Consider the following 16,644-nt stretch of genomic DNA (forward strand, 5'->3'; position numbering starts at 1 on the left):
ACATCCCCTTAGGCAATGACTAAGTTTAGTTTTTTGCCGTAAGCTTTTGTGAGATTCTCCGCCGTCAAAACGTCAGCTTTTGAACCCGCCGCAATCAGTTGTTGATTAAGCAATAAAAATTGGTCGTAATTTTCTAAGGTTTCTCCTAGGTCATGGCTAATGACTAATATGACTTTATTCTGCGATTTCAGTTCAGAAAAAATATCAAAAACAACTTCTTCTGTCTTTTTGTCAACGCCAGCAAATGGCTCATCAAAAAACAACAAATCAGCTTGTTGAGCCAGCGCTCTTGCCAGAAATACCCGCTGCTGCTGCCCACCAGACAATTCGCCAATTTGACGATCGCGATACTTGCTCATCCCTACCCGTTCTAGGGCATCTTTGACGAGTTCTTGTGATTGACGACTGGGTTCTCGGAACCACTTTGTATGTACAGTGCGACCCATCATGACAACACGATGGACTGTGATCGGATAATCCCAGTCAATGTGCGATCGCTGCGGTACATAAGCGACTCGTCGCAACTGTCTTTTTAAGGATTGGGAGCGAAATTTTACAGCCCCCTGAGCGAGGGGAATCAACCCCAGCATCGCTTTAACCAAAGTACTTTTGCCAGCACCATTAGGCCCCAGCAGACTAGTGACTTGTCCTGGCTGGAGAGAGAACGAGACACCCCTAAGCGCCCAGTTATCTCGGTAACTGACCGCTAGGTCTTGAACCTCAAGCATTACTTAAACTTTTTTTGAGAATGACTACCATTAGCATAGTAGGATTGGAGATTATTCGGCAACTGTTCCGGTTCGGCATTAATAAGCTGCCGTTGATTGTTACTACTCTCAAGGACGGGTTAGGGTTTGGCACAAAGTTTTAGTTTTCTCTCAACTTGAAAGATACGGGCAACACTCCCCCCGGTAAGCGCCCCAATCAGGATGTTTGACCTCTATACATAACGGACAAGATTGGCGATCGCGCGCACTTATGATCAGAAAAATTTAATTGCTGAAAAACCCTTGTCGGATAGAATGATTATCATTAACATAAAATACTCTTGGCGTTCTTTATCCAGATATTAAGTTCAATCTAAGGAGCTTATTGATGCTCAAGTGCTTACAGGTCAGGAATTACAGTCTTTGGGGTAGCACTGTTTTAGCGCTTGCCGTAGGACTAACGGGATGCGGTTCAGGCGGTGAGACGGCAGGAAATCAAAGCGCAACGCGCCAAACAGCATCAGGCGAGAAGCCTGCTGTAGTTGCCTCTTATAGTGTTCTTTGTGACTTTACCGAGCAAATTGCTCAGGATACCGTTGACCTGACTTGTTTGGTTGGCGCTGATGAAGACCCCCACGCTTATAATGCGACACCAGGAGACCGCAAGGCGGTTGAGACAGCTCAACTAGTTCTCTACGGTGGCTACGACCACGAACCAGCGATCATTAATTTGGTCGAGGCGGTACAGACAAATGCGCCAAAAGTTGCGGTACATGAGGAGGCGGTCTCCAACCCCATCGTGGCCCAAGGGCATCATGATCATGAAGAAGATGGTCACGATGAGCATGAGGGTGAAGAAACGGCATCAGGTCAAGCAGGTGAAGCCGCCGCTAAGGGCGATGAGGGAACTCATCCCGATCCCCATGTCTGGCATGATGTGAAAAATGCAGTAGCGATGATCGAGACAATTGAAAATCATTTGGCAGAGATTCAACCGGATTCTGCTGACTTATATGCTCGCAACGCCGAACAGCTCAAGGGAGAGTTGCAACAGCTAGATAGCTGGGTGAAAGCGCAAGTTGGCACAATTCCTGAAGGACGGCGCAAACTAGTGACAACCCACGATGCTCTCTCCTACTATGCCCAAGCTTACGGTTTAGAGCTGGTTGGAGCGCTACAGGGTGTGGTTGCCGACGAACAACCCACGGCGTCACGGGTGAGAGAACTGGTACAAGAGATTGAGAAAGCGAATGTTCCGACAATATTTGCCGAAGTAACAACTAACGACAGAGTAATCGGAACAGTGGCTAGAGAAGCGAATGTCAAAGTTTCCGAGCGGGAGTTATACGTTGACGGATTGGGTGCCAAAGGAAGCGAGGCGGGAACCTATGCGGGGATGATTTCCCACAACACTTGTGCGATCGTTGATGGTTTAGGCGGTAAGTGTACGCCGTTTGAAGGTCAAGCGGCTAAGTAGGGCTGGCGGTAGCGATCGCTTTTGCCGCGAGTGCCGTAACATGCTCTGAGCAATAGCCAAAGTCAATCCGTAGCTGGGGTTGATCTGCCTTGGAGATTAACAGCAGGTCTTACCTTTAAACTCGACAAATCTGAGAAGGGATAGTGCACCAAAATAACGTCATGCTTGGAGTAGCTGGGCATATACATCATCCTCAGGATTGTCCCAAACTGCATCGAGCGATGTTTGACTGGCTTGTAACCAGAACTCAGTCTCGTCCTCAGGTAAAAGTGTTACCAACACCCTCACCCCTTCTGGTAGCTGTGCTGATTCCAATAGCTCAATTTTGCCCTGTCGAACCGTGACCCAAAGCGTTTTTAACATATCCATTGTATGAAACCATACCTTGATTTTATGTCGTAATTGTGGTCTGTACGATTGCCTCACCGACGATCGCACCAGGGTTGAGGTGGAGGATCAGTGATGAGTGTCGGGTTTCATCCTGCAACCCAACCTACAAGATCGGGCGATCGCATTAAGTTTAAGGATAGAATGCGATCGCGAAATTTGATTTCAAACTGTAAATCTAGCGATCGCACTTCACTCTCCGAGCATTAGTGGTACCTGCACTCTTTAGAAGTTCCAATTAGAACCTGCAATAATTAGTCTTCATTTGATTACAACCTGTAGCTTTTGTCACATACGTAGTGGTCTAACGGTGAAGTTATGCGGCGGTAGGCAACCTTGAACACCCACCGACGACCTTTGTTCCGTCTGCACCAACGTAGTGTTAGATGGAGGGGTCTACGGGGCTTGTATGGATTGATTGAAAAACACGCTCAATATGCTCAAAAACTTCATCCTTGGCCCGAACACCGATCGCAATGTACTGGAGCTTTTGGAAAAAAGTAGCAGATGAAAGCTCTGGACATAATGCAATTACCGATCTCACGAAGGTGAGAAGATCAATAAAAACAACATTGACGTTTCTCGCAAGCAAAATAGTTTTTGCAACTTGCTCAAGAGATGAGCCAATGCACGTTCCATTTACTCCAATAACAAACGTAATTGAATTTAAGCCGTCCCGACTCGCTTTGACAGCAGCATGATCGACATCCTGCTCACTGAACTGCTTATCTTTAACCTCGATTGCTACAAAAATCTTACCGTTCTTCTTAATGTCTATATCGGCTACCTCCTTGGAGGAAGCACCACTCTGATTCACAGGATGAACAATAACTTCAAAGCCTTCAAACTGATCAAAATAGATAGATAAGATAGTACCGACTGCGATTGCAGCAGTTTGCCCCTCAATTGATCTGATGGTAAATGCATCAATGAATTCAATAGTTTTTAAGTGAGAGCCTACTGATTCTGGAAGTTGAGTAAGAAGCCCACTTCGGACAGTTTGTCTTTGAATAGCATACCGTATGGCAATACAGAGACTATTAAAAGCCTGCTCAGACGTTTCAATCTCAGACAACACCTTATGCAAGATCAGTAAAAGCTCTCTGTCTTTACCAGCTCTCACTGCATTTGAAGGAGATACCATTGGGAAGCGTGCAGGCTTATTGAGAAAAGGCTCATTTGAGCCTCCTAGTGAGCTATTTAGCAATTGACGCTCAAGCGGCACAACAACCCCATGACATAAGCTTCGGGCATCATAAGCTCCTTCAATATCAGCTCCTGCTTGAAGTGAAAGGGCATTGATACTTGAATTAGTTGCTTTGCCTAAAAGAGCAGTTACAAGAATGTATCTGAAAGTCAGATGTTTTCCTTGAATAATAGTTCTGATCTCGGCATCCCATTTGGTTGATGGAATCTCTCTGGAATTATCCTGTGCTATCCTGATAGACTCTCGCAGAATTTGTTCCCCTTCCCTTTGATCGACGGTTGGTTTGGCACGACTCATGCTCAACCCTCTGAACTAGTAAACTGTGCGAAAAACTCAGCAGGGTCAGCATCTGTAGCCCGCACCCAACGTAATGTTTCTAAAATGTCGATCCGGCGTTCCCGACGCTCTATTTTAGAAATGTCAGGCTGAGTTAAGCCAATCTCATGTGCAATCGCCTTCTGGGAGAGCTTTGCTCTTTCTCGCAGAGAAATAAGTGCATCTATGATCCTGTGGTATTCAGGATCGTGAATGCTCGAGATAGACTGCTTTTGACCTTCCATAATCAAGATCTTGATTTGGAAAGGTGAATATGCCAAAATCGCATACATGAAGAACGAAACACTTTTATCGGGACTCTCACTTTTCTCCGGCGCAGGCGGTATGGATGTCGGGTTTATCCGAGCAGGAGTTGAGGTTGTGAGTGCCAATGACATAGACAGAGATGCTTGTCTCACGTATGAGGCCAATCATCCGGGAGGAATTATCAAATGTGGAGATATAAATAATATATTGACTGATATGCAGCAATTTGAGGGGGTTGACCTTGTTTTTGGTGGTCCACCTTGTCAAGGATTTTCTGTGGCAGGAAAGATGAATCCTGATGATCCCCGTAGTCAAATGCTATGGGTTTTTATGGAAGTTGTGAACCTTACTCGACCTCGAGCTTTTGTCTGCGAAAATGTTAAGGCATTGGCGGTTTTAGATAAATGGGCAGAGGTTCGTCAAAAACTTTTCTTTGTGAGTAGTCAATTGGGGTATAAGTGTAAGCTGGTATTGCTTAATTCATCTGATTTCGGCGTACCCCAATCCAGAGAGCGAATGTTTTTGATCGGGTTTCGAGACTTTAAAGATGTAAGCAACTTAGAAGCATTGTTTAATCGATACAAAAAGCCTTCTCCAACAGTTAGAGACATCATTTTACCTTTGGGTATAGCAGGTTCGGAGAAAAATCAAAGAATATGCAATGCAAAAGTTACGATCGCTGCCAAACCTGTAATGAGACGATCTCCGTATGCAGGCATGATGTTCAATGGTCAGGGCAGACCACTGAATCCCGATCGATGCTCATGCGCCCTCCATGCTTCTATGGGTGGAAATAAGACCCCAATTATTGATGAAGAACACTGCTATTTTGGTCAAGATAGCTGGGTTGAATGGTATCACTCTTACCTGATGAAAGGGGGAGAACCGCTACCTTTAGATGCAGCACCTAAAAGACTTAGACGCTTAACAATTGACGAAGCGCTTAGAATTCAAACCTTTCCACATGACTATCAGTTTGTTGGGGGACAAAGCTCGATCTATAGACAAATAGGCAACGCTGTTCCATGTGACTTGGCACAAGTGGTTGCAGCAGTCGTTCGAGATGTTCTCGGGCAGCCCAAGCTGATTACAGTTCCTCCTTTAATGGAAAGTGAAGCCAAACAGTTACGGCTAGCCATCTAACTGTGTATTTAACGTCAGATGTGCTGGATAATACCTCCTATATCGGTCTTATCCAGCATTAACCTATATTGCAACTTACCGCTCTGATACGGCTTTGCCGATTGCTGGAGGCGGAGCCTTTGCGGAGCAGGAAGGAGTGCGATCGCCTCTCGCTGTAAGTTGGGTTGAGTCTGTCACGTCCTTACTTGGGAATCAGTAGGTAACATGAAACCCAAGATGACTCGATTGGGCGATCACCTGCTTTTGGCGGCTTGTTGAATTTTGCGCTTCGGGCTGGCGAACCATTCCAATCCTAAAAGGATGCCGTTAATGGCTAAGGCTAGTAGGGTGACAGCGATCGCGCCTGCCCAGATCTTATCGTTTTGCCCTTGGGCGACACCGTCAAAGAGCAGTGTACCTAATCCTCCCGCCCCAAATTTGGCACCAATTGCCGCGATCGCGACTGCTACAATCGTGGCTAGACGCACCCCAGCTAAACAAATCGGCAAAATTAGCGGGACTTGTACCCGCCACCAACGTTGCCAGGAATTCATTCCCATCCCCCGTGCAGCTTCCATGATTGCGGGTTCAACAGATTGCAACCCCACGGAAAAATTCCGCACCAAAATCACCTGGGTATAGATAATCATCGCTATAACGACAGACTGACGATTTAGTCCAAAAATCGGCACCAACAGAATGATTAATGCCAAGCTTGGCAAGGTGTACAGGGTTCCCAAAAACCCCATCACCGGGATACTCAGCCAGGGATAGGACGCGGTCGCCAAAGAAACCGGGAGGGCGATCGCAACGGCAATTGCCACAGCTAACCCGGTCATTTGCAGGTGTTCCCACAACAGACCAAAAACAGCCCCAGGATTTTCAATGATGTAGTTCATTTACTTGTGACTAATCCTGACTTAAACACTTGCGCCCATTTTGGCAGCATCCCGAATATGTTCCAGTGTCAGGACACCGACAACCTTCTCGGCATCTAGAACAGTCAGCTTTTGGGCACCCGTCCGTAGCAAAATTGATAAAGCTTGACGCAAACTGTCATGACGGGCGATCGTATGTGCACTTGTAGGGATATTGTTGGCGAGAACCGCCGTCATTGCCGTTTCTACGCGCAACAAACTAAGCTGACGCACCATATCATCTGCCCCCACTAGGTTATGCACAAAAGCATTAGCAGGTTTGGTGAGGATATTAAAGGGCGTGTCGAACTGCACGATCTGACCCTTTTGCAAAATCATAATTTTGTCAGCCAGACGCAGCGCTTCCTCTACATCATGGGAAACAAATAAAATTGTCTTCTTCAGTTGCCGTTGCAGTTGCAAAATCTCGTCTTGGAGTGCCTCGCGGGTAATGGCGTCAATGGCACCAAATGGTTCATCCATCAACATCACGGCTGGATCACCTGCCAACGCGCGAGCAATTCCCACCCGCTGCTGCTGACCACCGGAGAGTTGGGAAGGATAGCGATCGCGATACTCTTGAGGCGGTAGCTGTACCAACGATAGCAACTCATCAGTGCGGGATTGATACTTTATTCGCGACCAATTTAGTAACTTGGGGACAACGGCAATATTTTCCGCCACCGTCATGTGGGGAAACAATCCCGACTGCTGAATAACGTAACCAATCTGCCGCCGCAAATCCGTTGCTTTGATCTTTCGGATGTCTTTGCCATTGAGGTAGATTGTCCCGGAGGTTGGCTCGTACAGGCGGTTTACCATCTTCAGGAGGGTGGTTTTACCGCAACCTGATGGCCCTAAAATCACAATCAACTGACCTGATTCAATTTCGCAAGTGCAGCCATTCACTGCCGGATGAGGCGCACCTGGAAACTTTAGAAACACGTTCTCAAAACCTATGGCGCTCACTAATTATTCCTCAGCCGTGTTGGATTTTAAGGTCAAATTTCATTTCAACAGAATAGACCTCTTGCATAAGTCGAATAGACCCCCCTTAGTAAGGGGGGAGACTTGAAATCTTGCCCCCTCCCCTTAGTAAGGGGAGGGTTGAGGAGGGGTCTGGTACATTTTTGCAAGAGGTCTAATTTACCAAAAAGGATCAAGGATGAAAAGTGAAAGTCCATCAGTAAGTAAGACATGTAAATAAGTAAGTGAGGACTTTAGCACTCAAAGTAGGGTTCAATCCCTGACTACTTCAGCCTTCAGTTGACTAAATATTGCCAAATCGAATCACTGACGCGGCTAAGGCAATCATTAAACTCACGCCAAATGTTGCTCCCCATAACCATTTACGTAGATAGCGATTGCTGCGTTCTAAGGCTTGTAGCTTCTGCCTTAAATCCTCTTGAGAGTTCTCTAATTGATTGGAGAAATTCTCCAGTTTTTCTAGGCGATTTGGTAAAGAAATATCCAAATCATTGATTTGAGCGCTGTCTTGAGCGAGTGAAGTTTCTGCCTTTACCCGGATTGTAGCGATCGCTTCTCGATCGGCTCTCACCTGTTGAGCTAGATGAGAAACTGCCGAGTGGCTCTCTTGCGCTCTTGATGCCGTCTCCTGAATCGTTGAATGCACTTCTAACAATTCTTGCATTGTTCGTGCTGCGGCGGCGACTCCTGATTGCAACTGCTGGTGGAGCTGCTGAATTTCCCTTGATACCTGACGCCCTACTTGTAGTTCGTGGCGCAGTGTTTCTAAACCTGCTTGTCCGCCGAGTTCCGTTAAGATTGTTTCGACAGCAGGGCGAAGCTCGTTTAAAAGCTGTTGTTCGTGCGATCGCACTCGTTCTTTGACAGCTGCAACTTGTGCCATTGCTTGCTTGACGATTGCTGAATCTACCATGCTCAGTTTGTCGTTAATTTCCTGCAATCGCTGCTGAGTAAGAGCTAGTCTGTCTTGGGCTAGTAATGCTTCTTGCTCAAATTCCCGCAGTTTTTCTTCTGCTTGTATCCGAAGTTGCTGATTGCCTCTTTCAGCTTCACTCAAGGCATTACGGAGAGTTTGGTACTCTTGGCGCAGCGAGTCCAATCCTTCCTTACCCCCCAGTTTCTGGACAGCAGACAAAACAGCAGAATGAAGTTTTTCTACTTCTAATTTTACTGCCAGAACTTCACTGGTTTGTACCAGGATCTGCTGCTTGGTTTGAGAGACTATCCTTTGCTCGCTCTCAACTTGAGAGACTAATTGCTTGAGTTCAACAGTCTGTTCCTGTATTTGCTCTTCAAACTCTCTACGCTGCTGTTCAACTTGCTGTTGATTTTGTTGCAAACTCGGCAAAATATTCTGCTGAAACTGTTTTAACTCTGCTTGCACCTGCTGCCGAAAACTATTAGCGTTCTCCTCAATCACCTCAGCTACTTCAGAAGCAGCTTTCTGTTTTTCCCATTGTTCCTCAAAAACACTATATTTCTCTTTGACTCGCTTCTCAATTTCTCGTAAGGTTGAAAATACATTATCGTGAAACTCTCGGAATGCTTGCAATTCTGACTGTGTTTGCTTAACTAACTGAGAAACGTCTGTTTTATCAGTTGTCACCTGAGAAGATTTTTTCTCAATTGTCGCGCGATGTTGTAGAATATGTTTTTCAATTTCTTGTGATTTCTCTAGAAGTTTTCCCGCCTGATTCATTCCTTGTTCAATAGTTCGCAAAAGCGCCTGAAGCTGTTCAGCAATTTCTGTGTCTGTGGGTACTTTCACTCATTTATCTCCTGAGGCTGAAGAACATTTTCAAGGTGAGAGATGAAGGCTTGGCAGAGTAAAGGAACTAGGGGCGAGGATTGATTAGTCTGGCTTACTTCTTCCCAAAAAGGAAGATCGACACCCAACTCGGTTTTGCCAAGCCGCAAGCGTACTCTTGCCGCTTCGTAGGGAAGATTTTTTCCTTCTAAATCTCTAGCAATGCTTTCCAGGAGACGAGCTGATTCTTCCCCATCTATAGTTTGCAAATTAGAGGCTTCCTCTACCGCTTGCCAAGAACAATTCATTGCCCTTAGTAGTAAACATTGCAGGGAAATACTATCCGTCTTCTGTAACTCAGCTTGTAGATGGGTAAGGGAGTTTTGCTGCAAAAGAGCGATCGCCTCTTGTTCCCATTGATAAATCTCCTCACCCTCAACGCCTGCTAGTTTCAAGGCGGGGTAAGTATCCCAGTAAAGACAGCCCGTTTGACACCTAGAGAGTAAACGTCGTTTGACATCACCAGTAATTTGACTAAGATCGATATCGCTGGCAACTTCGGTAATCCAGGCGATCGCTTTTTGGGAATCCATGCGATCGCATTGTCTAAAATATTCATTACCAATACGATTTAACTCTTCTGTCGTTGCCACAATCAACAAGCGGGAACGGGAGCGAGTTAGCATCGTGTACCACTGGAAACTTTCCTCCAAAGAAGGACTACCCTCGCCCTCAAATAAGCGAAAAGCAACACAAGCTTCAAACTCTCTTCCCTTAGCTTGTTCAGGATTAAGCACAACCAAATTGTTGTATGGCTCAAGCTTTATCGGAGAGAGTACTTTAACCGCATTTGCTAAGTCTCGCAGTAGGTAACGCTGATTTTCTTGTTGTCCCGATTCCTGAGCAAGTTGCTTGAGAAAATCTGTTGCTTCCTCAATCGAGGAGTATTTTAATAAGCGCACGGCTTCCCCAATTTCTGAGGCATATTCTGGCTTAGCGGGTTCTGGTAGTTTTCTACCTTTGAGACGGGCATTGATCTCTTGCGCCATGTTCCAGAATTGATTGGCAAACTGCAATATTTGCCTAGAGTTGCGGTAGTTTCGTTCGATTTGGATGGGGCTGCCCAATTGTAGCTGTCCCCAATCAAAATCTGTTGGCTGAATGCGCTGATTTAAGTCTCCTAGCAACCACAGATAGGTAGGATGTCCCCGATTTTCCCAAGCATTCCGCACAGCAATCAATGCCTGCAACTCAGCGAGTAGAAAGTCTTGGGCTTCATCAACTATCAAAATTGTGTAATCGCTAAGTGCTGGGGGTGGAGGCGGATTAGCACTTAACTCATTTGCCGCATCAAGGCGACAGAGATTATCTGCCAATGCTTGCTGCCAAAATGTTGAATTAATCTGTCGAAGAATATCAACACGTCCCGTTTTTTCGTATAGAAGAAAAATCCCATTCTTCTTTTGGTTTTGATTAGCTTTATCCAATACAAAAGCCTGATAAAGCAAAACATCACGGGGGCTAATGTCTTCGGGTTTGAGGGGAAACCTGGAACTCATCCTCGCGCGTTGGGCTGCGTGCTGGAGGGCGGCTAATTCTGCGGCGGGTGACGCTAATTGACTATGCAGTTTAGGGGCGACTTGAGACAGCCAGTCTCGAAATGTGCCAAAGTTTTTTGATAGTAGTGTCTGCTTGACTTCTGTGTATTCAGCGATATCTTCCCGCAGAGTCTCTGGCACAATCAGCATGGCGTTCCCTCCATTGTGGGAGTGAATTTCGCAAGCCAGCAACGTTGCACAGACGGTTTTTCCGGTTCCTGGAGCGCTTTGAACGATCCAAGCCGTTTTGGTATTTTTCCCTTGGTAGGGTGCTGATAGGGGAGCAATCAGTTCGCTGAGGGTTTCTCTTTGGTGTTGAGTGAGGATTGGTGAATAGCGATAACCTCCGTAGACAAATTTGTACCAAGCTTCACCGACTTCTTGATTCCACTGATAGGTGGGAGTTTCTGCTAGTGGTATTCCTGAAGGCTGGAGCAGTTCTTGGGCTAGTTCTTCTAAGGGTTTGGGATCAGTGCGATCGCGCTGATCAAATGCATCATCATAAATACCATCCCGCCACCCGGCTTTAATCACTACGAAGTTGTCGCTGCTCTCTTCTTGCCAAATCACGCGCACATTACCCTGTCTGGTGCGTCGCAGGCGATCATATCCCTGCAACTTTTTCGTGTTGGCGTTGTCTCCTTGGCTTAATCGGCGCAGGATCTCCGAGACGTTCTGGAGAGCATCATGGGGAAGTTTTTGGATCTCACGAAAGGCGGCTCGAATAATTTTGAGCTTTGGCATAAGCGACTTTCGAGTACCGGGGATCAAGGATAGGCTTAGGCTGATTGTTCCCAGACGAGATTGATAACTGCTTCTTTGTACCTAATCTCTGGGAATTGGGAGGACGAGAAATTTTCGTCTTTCCTTCTAAGCCTTGGCTCACGGCGTCTAATCTTGAAACAAATTAGCGGCTACGTAAGTGTTCTCTTCACCTTAACCCGTGTTTTTGCAGACGGTGGTTCGGTTGGGGGAGCAAATGGCTTGTGTAGGGCGATCGCTGCTCAAATTAAGCCTTGCTGATGTCTCTTGATACATAGCGCGATCGCTCCTCAACGTCTTTACCTCAGTAGGGCTGTCCAGGTCTAGATCCGCCTTACTTTACTGAAACTTTATACTATGGCGGAAACCTCACCGCTTTTTTAAAGTCCTAGTAAAAATACCTGCGGACTTAAGGGTTTTTACTGAGGTGTTTATTAATATATATAGGAATTACTCTGTAAATCTACGATATAAATTTTAAGTTTTATTAATCGAGAACCGTCCTTTCCCACTGTAATTAAACCAATGCGTATACAACAGACCGTATCAAATCAGTCTCTAGTCGCCACGGCTTTACTTAAAGGTGTGATTGGTATTGCGGCATTTTTGGGTCTTTGTTACTTGCTAACTTTCGTAGTTTCACAGGCTGAGAAAGGCGCAAATAATGACGATGAGTCTATCTATCAATCGAAAAAAGTTAAGCTTTCTGCACCCAATCAAATCACATTTGAAGAGTTAACCATTCCTGAAAATACCAAAAATTCCCCCAGCACATTTTCCCTAAAAAACACAACGCCTCAGAACACCCTAACTTTGCCCAGTGGCGGAATTACGCCGGGTACAACGTATCCTGTTATCGGCTATCCGAGCCTGACTGGTGCGACACCGCCTTTAGCGGGGACTCCCAATTTCTCCAACACATTAATAACTCCTGGAAGCAATTCCACCACACCGGGGACAATGACTCAACCTTACAGTCCTTACAGTGGTTTTCCCCTCCCTCAGCCACAGGGAGTGAACTAATAGCAGTTCCCTAGGAGGAGTGGGTGGGTTTTACTCTTGAGGCTCTGATAAAGTGCCGCCGGGTGTAATTGGCTTTTTGGCGATCGCTTCTAAATCAACCGACGGCAACAACTCAGTCCAGTCTGCTTGTAGGCGTGGGTTTTCGGGATATCGAGAATTATAGATTATCCAAAAAATCCTTATTTAGATAACTATTTTATTCATTATCTGTGGCTACTTTTAAAATTAGTGCTTTACTGCTCTACATTAGGTAATTTGCTCAGTTTAAATGACGAAATCCTCTAAAAATCTTGCTTCCCCCAAAGTGATTTCGGCACTGAAAAGTTCTCCCAAAAAACCGCTAAACTCCAACTGGATATAATCATCGGTACTTCTGGCTTCCGCTTCTAGGAAGATTAATCCCGTTTCATCCAGAACGTTAAATTTCAATGAAGGGGGCAAATATCTTTGATTTCCCGCCGGATGGACTTGGAGAACAATAGTTCGACTTTCATTAGACTCAGCGTGTAGTTCCACTACCAAAGCAATTGGATAACCCACAAGCTGCACTCTCAGGTCAATTAACTTTGCACGAATCACACGATTTTCTGATTTCTCCAAACTTGGGGCAAGTAATAATGTATTGGCACCTCTAAAACTAAATGCCAAATCCGGTTCGGTTGTACTAAATAAACTCTCAAGGGTTTGCCAGCCAGCATCTACCGTATTGTGCAACCACTGGCTTAAATTCACTCTTAGCTGTTCAGGTGTCGCAGAGGATGTGATCATGGGTTGACTTTGGGCATGTAAACGATCGATTAGGGCTTCAGGCGATCGCAATTCATCAATCCGCAGTGTCTCTTGTTGAACAGACTCCACAAATCCCAGAAATGTTGCCTCTTGAAATGCTTCATCAATCTGCACCACCACATAGCCTATGCGTTCTTCCCACACTTCCGGCGGAATCTGACAAATTTGCTCAGACGCTTTAATCGGGCGACATTCCAAACGCCCAATACCAGTAATTTCTAGATCGGCAATATTAGCCCCCAAACGTACCACTGGGTTCCAACTATCGCTGACTACAGGGTTTGTCTGAATCCCCAACATTTGTAGGTAGTCATTGATGACATACGCCGCTTTAGATAAAAATTCAGCCAGGTGACAACACTTCCCCGTGTCGGATCGTGCAGCAAACCCATAAAGAATTAATCTCCTTAACAATCTTTCTTGCTACTTTGAGTGACAATAGGAAGCGCCACTACCTAAAGATATAGATCACTCCCATCCTGGTGAAACTATGACGATGATCGATCGGAATCATAAAGTCCCCGCACCACCCAATTCAGCGCCGCTTGCAGTTCCGACCCCGACACCGACTCAGAACACCTCACCCCGCACGCCTCCGGCTAAGAAGTTTGACCAGTCCGTTATTCTGCAACAATCGCCAACTTGGTCGCGGGCGATCGTTTGGGCAATTGTCGGCGTGACCACCTTTGGCGTCGTTTGGGCATCGGTAGCCAAAATTGAAGAAGCGATTCCTGCTACAGGCAAACTAGAACCACAAGGAACGGTTAAGGAAGTACAAGCACCTATCAGTGGCGTAGTTAAAGACATTTACGTTGAAGACGGGCAACGCGTCAAAAAAGGTGATACTCTCCTCCGCCTCGATTCAACCACGGCACAAGCACAACTTCAATCTTTGGAAAAAATTCGCACGGCGTTAGTTCAGGAAAATCAGTTTTATCGCCAGCAAATGGCTGAAGTCGTATTTCCTGACAGGGTGAGTGCCGAAAATGGTCAACTCAAACTCCCCTTAGAATTAGTCTCTCTCACAAAAAGCCGCGCCGCTTTAGGCTCAGAAAATCAACTGTATCGCGCTCAACTTCGAGGCTCTAACGAAGGTACAAACTTTACCGCCGAGCAACAGCAGCGTCTGCTATCGAGCCGTGCCGAGTTAAATTCCCGCGTCGCCGCCGCAGAATTAGAAGTGCAGCAACTAGAGCGACAAGCGAGTCAAACTCAGGTGCAGCATGCTGGTGCTAAAGACCGCCTGGACGTGAATCAAGGCATTTTGAATGATATTGAGCCGATTGTGAAAGAGGGTGCCCTCGCTCGTGTGCAATATCTTAAGCAACAGCAGGATGTCCGCAGTGGTAGATCCGAGGTCGATCAACTGACGATTGAGCAGAAGCGTTTGCAGTTAGCGATCGCTCAAGCCAAAGAAAATCAGCAAAACACCATTGCCCTAACAAAACAAGACTTGTTCGCCAAAATTACTCAGAACGAAAAAGAAATCGCTCAGATTGATAGTCAACTCACTAAGGCGATCGTTGAAAACGAAAAACGGCTGGCAGAAATCGATAGCCAACTCAGTCAATCGCGATTAACCTTACAGTACCAAGACCTGAAAGCTCCGGCTGATGGTACTGTTTTTGATCTCAAAGCGAATACGCCAGGATTTGTTGCGAACTCCAACGAACCCATTTTAAAAATTGTTCCCAATGACACCCTGACGGCGAAAGTATTCCTTACCAACAAAGACATCGGATTTGTCAAAGAAGGCATGAAAGCCGATGTCAGAATTGACTCTTTTCCCTTTAGTGAATTTGGTGACGTCAAAGGTGAAGTCATCTGGATTGGTTCTGATGCACTTCCCCCCGATCCCATTCGCCCCTTCTACAGCTTTCCTGCCAAAGTTCGCCTAAACCAACAGTCACTGCTCGTTAATGGTAAAGATATCCCACTGCAATCTGGGATGTCAGTCAGCGTCAATCTAAAGGTTCGCGAGCGCACGGTGATGAGCATCTTTACCGATTTATTTACAAACAAAACTGAAAGTCTGAAGTTTGTTCGCTAATTAGTTTTAGGAACAGACAATCTCTGTTTGTGGGGGCGCAGGGCTGTCAAATTTGTCTGCAAAAAGGCGATCGCTTTTCACCCTTCGCTAGTGCTAGTTGCTCCCAAATATTTGGTTAAATACGGCGAAAAGACCTCATAAATCAGGGTCAACGGTCGCCCATGGTGCCAAAACAAGTAATGGCGTCCCCAAAATGGCCCAGACTGCTTAAATTCCGCCTCTAATCCAGCGCAATGACCATAGTAAATGCCTTGTACATCCCGATACAACTCGGTTCGCAATCGGGCAAGACTTGCCCAAATAGGCAATGAGCGATTTTGTAAATATTCATCAACGTGGCTAGCTTCCCACCAAGAGGTTGCATACGCCAGACGTTGTCCAGACGCCGTCCGCAGCCATACCTGACGCCGCAATCGAGGCCCAGGTACAGCTTGAATTAAATCCGGTGCGCCATCGGTATTCGTGCCAATTGGCGACATATCAATGACATCGACTTCAGTTGGTTCACCCGTCAAGAGCTGGAGATGGCGCGTCGGAGAGCCATCCCCCAGCATCAGCATCTGCCAAGCAGGTGCTAACTGAGTGTGAGGTAATCCTTTCTGAATAATTTCTTCTCCCCCTTGCCAGATTGGGCTGAGGGCGTACCAGGCGGTTGGCAGTGTAACGCTAGTTTTAGGCGACAAAATCCAAGTCAATTTCGTTACAAAACTTCACTTCTCTCATAGACCATGATAGTCTCTAGCGCCACTAGAAAGGTAATTTGAGTTTTTAATTGTTAATTTCAGGGAGTTAAAAGGGGGGTTTTTCTTTCTCGCGCCCTTCCGGTACGGATGTTTAAGCAGTTTTGTCTACCAAAAACAACCAGCAACAGATTCTGATATCTGGAGTTCCGATATCACCGAGCCGTGAAGACTTGTTTTTTTCACAACTAAAACTAACCAGCAACAACGATTAACCGCCGTAGTTGCTCGCTTGTAGTATTTAAGCGCTGTTGCTATATGCGGATGGCGAGACTCGAACTCGCAAGGCTTTCGCCACACGCCCCTCAAGCGTGCGTGTCTACCAATTCCACCACATCCGCGTAATTATTGAGTTTAGCAAAAAATCTGCCACTTATCGCAACTATTTTATGTTCCTGTTCTGGCAGCACAAAAATAGGGTTCGATCGCCTAGGCTATTCTCTCCTGAGTATCCGGTTCCCAAAGTGCTGAGCTGTTGGCGTAAAAATTGGATTCTCAGGGACAAACGCGATCGCACATAGCGGAATGTGGCACAATTCCTTTGCACAA

Annotated in this window: 16 protein-coding genes, 1 tRNA gene and 1 pseudogene; 6 read left to right on the forward strand and 12 right to left on the reverse strand. The window is 46.1% G+C overall.

Translation table 11 applies throughout. The annotated features are described in order from the left end of the window. Window positions 1-8: 8 nt before the first annotated feature. Window positions 9-728 (reverse strand): metal ABC transporter ATP-binding protein, encoded by a 720-nt coding sequence (locus AC5JR3_RS17030; protein WP_495847743.1) that lies wholly within the window; start codon window positions 726-728, stop codon window positions 9-11. A gap of 20 nt (window positions 729-748) precedes the next feature. Between AC5JR3_RS17030 and AC5JR3_RS17035 the strand changes: the two genes are divergently transcribed. Together AC5JR3_RS17035 and AC5JR3_RS17040 are read left to right on the forward strand one after the other, a co-directional pair. Next, on the forward strand, window positions 749-871 hold the full coding sequence (locus AC5JR3_RS17035) for a hypothetical protein (RefSeq protein ID WP_495847744.1): 123 nt from the start codon (window positions 749-751) through the stop codon (window positions 869-871). Window positions 872-1,095: 224 nt separating this feature from the next. After that, a complete protein-coding gene (locus tag AC5JR3_RS17040; RefSeq protein WP_495847745.1) occupies window positions 1,096-2,184 on the forward strand; it encodes a metal ABC transporter solute-binding protein, Zn/Mn family in 1,089 nt (362 codons plus the stop codon). 98 nt (window positions 2,185-2,282) lie between these two features. On the opposite strand, the pseudogene AC5JR3_RS17045 reads toward AC5JR3_RS17040, so the two are convergent. The 4 genes and pseudogenes from AC5JR3_RS17045 to AC5JR3_RS17060 all read right to left on the reverse strand — a co-directional run. Next, a pseudogene (locus tag AC5JR3_RS17045) lies at window positions 2,283-2,366 on the reverse strand (type II toxin-antitoxin system PemK/MazF family toxin); the annotation flags it as partial. Next, window positions 2,344-2,547 (reverse strand): hypothetical protein, encoded by a 204-nt coding sequence (locus tag AC5JR3_RS17050; RefSeq protein ID WP_495847919.1) that lies wholly within the window; start codon window positions 2,545-2,547, stop codon window positions 2,344-2,346. The gene AC5JR3_RS17050 and the pseudogene AC5JR3_RS17045, both read right to left, overlap by 23 nt. 406 nt (window positions 2,548-2,953) lie before the next feature. Then, entirely contained in the window at window positions 2,954-4,075 is a 1,122-nt protein-coding gene (locus AC5JR3_RS17055; protein ID WP_495847746.1) for a restriction endonuclease, SacI family, read from the reverse strand. Window positions 4,076-4,077: 2 nt separating this feature from the next. Then, window positions 4,078-4,386: a helix-turn-helix domain-containing protein gene (locus AC5JR3_RS17060; protein WP_495847747.1), complete on the reverse strand. Its 309-nt coding sequence runs from the start codon at window positions 4,384-4,386 to the stop codon at window positions 4,078-4,080. Between AC5JR3_RS17060 and AC5JR3_RS17065 the strand changes: the two genes are divergently transcribed. Then, window positions 4,385-5,503, forward strand: coding sequence for a DNA cytosine methyltransferase (locus tag AC5JR3_RS17065; RefSeq protein WP_495847748.1), 1,119 nt, complete (start codon window positions 4,385-4,387; stop codon window positions 5,501-5,503). The two genes, AC5JR3_RS17060 and AC5JR3_RS17065, sit on opposite strands and share 2 nt — an antisense overlap. A 233-nt stretch (window positions 5,504-5,736) precedes the next feature. Here the strand turns inward: AC5JR3_RS17065 and AC5JR3_RS17070 are convergent, their stop codons facing one another. From AC5JR3_RS17070 to AC5JR3_RS17085, 4 genes are all read right to left on the reverse strand, one after another. Next, window positions 5,737-6,381: an ABC transporter permease gene (locus AC5JR3_RS17070; protein ID WP_495847749.1), complete on the reverse strand. Its 645-nt coding sequence runs from the start codon at window positions 6,379-6,381 to the stop codon at window positions 5,737-5,739. A gap of 21 nt (window positions 6,382-6,402) precedes the next feature. Further along, window positions 6,403-7,368 carry an ABC transporter ATP-binding protein gene (locus AC5JR3_RS17075; RefSeq protein ID WP_495847750.1) on the reverse strand — a complete coding sequence of 322 codons (966 nt, stop codon included), beginning with the start codon at window positions 7,366-7,368 and terminating at the stop codon, window positions 6,403-6,405. Between the two features lie 301 nt (window positions 7,369-7,669). Next, window positions 7,670-9,154, reverse strand: a complete 1,485-nt coding sequence (locus tag AC5JR3_RS17080; protein ID WP_495847751.1) for a coiled-coil domain-containing protein — start codon at window positions 9,152-9,154, stop codon at window positions 7,670-7,672. Continuing rightward, window positions 9,151-11,475 (reverse strand): hypothetical protein, encoded by a 2,325-nt coding sequence (locus AC5JR3_RS17085; protein ID WP_495847752.1) that lies wholly within the window; start codon window positions 11,473-11,475, stop codon window positions 9,151-9,153. The genes AC5JR3_RS17080 and AC5JR3_RS17085 overlap by 4 nt, the downstream gene beginning before the upstream one ends. Before the next feature lie 153 nt (window positions 11,476-11,628). Here AC5JR3_RS17085 and AC5JR3_RS17090 point away from each other — a divergent pair, with 153 nt between their 5' ends. Next, entirely contained in the window at window positions 11,629-11,754 is a 126-nt protein-coding gene (locus tag AC5JR3_RS17090; RefSeq protein WP_495847753.1) for a hypothetical protein, read from the forward strand. 264 nt (window positions 11,755-12,018) lie between these two features. Beyond that, window positions 12,019-12,516 carry a hypothetical protein gene (locus tag AC5JR3_RS17095; protein ID WP_495847754.1) on the forward strand — a complete coding sequence of 166 codons (498 nt, stop codon included), beginning with the start codon at window positions 12,019-12,021 and terminating at the stop codon, window positions 12,514-12,516. Between the two features lie 264 nt (window positions 12,517-12,780). Here the strand turns inward: AC5JR3_RS17095 and AC5JR3_RS17100 are convergent, their stop codons facing one another. Further along, window positions 12,781-13,719: a DUF1822 family protein gene (locus AC5JR3_RS17100; RefSeq protein WP_495847755.1), complete on the reverse strand. Its 939-nt coding sequence runs from the start codon at window positions 13,717-13,719 to the stop codon at window positions 12,781-12,783. 76 nt (window positions 13,720-13,795) lie between these two features. On the opposite strand from AC5JR3_RS17100, the gene AC5JR3_RS17105 reads away from it, so the two are divergent. Continuing rightward, complete coding sequence (locus AC5JR3_RS17105) at window positions 13,796-15,355, forward strand: beta-barrel domain-containing protein (RefSeq protein WP_495847756.1); 1,560 nt, start codon at window positions 13,796-13,798, stop codon at window positions 15,353-15,355. Between the two features lie 77 nt (window positions 15,356-15,432). On the opposite strand, the gene AC5JR3_RS17110 is transcribed toward AC5JR3_RS17105, so the two are convergent. Both AC5JR3_RS17110 and AC5JR3_RS17115 read right to left on the reverse strand, forming a co-directional pair. Further along, the gene (locus AC5JR3_RS17110) at window positions 15,433-16,050 is read right to left on the reverse strand and encodes a chorismate lyase (RefSeq protein WP_495847757.1); all 618 of its coding nucleotides are present in this window, start codon (window positions 16,048-16,050) and stop codon (window positions 15,433-15,435) included. Between the two features lie 304 nt (window positions 16,051-16,354). Then, a tRNA-Leu gene (locus AC5JR3_RS17115) sits at window positions 16,355-16,436 on the reverse strand. Between the last annotated feature and the right edge of the window lie 208 nt (window positions 16,437-16,644).

It is taken from the genome of Kastovskya adunca, assembly GCF_059505785.1.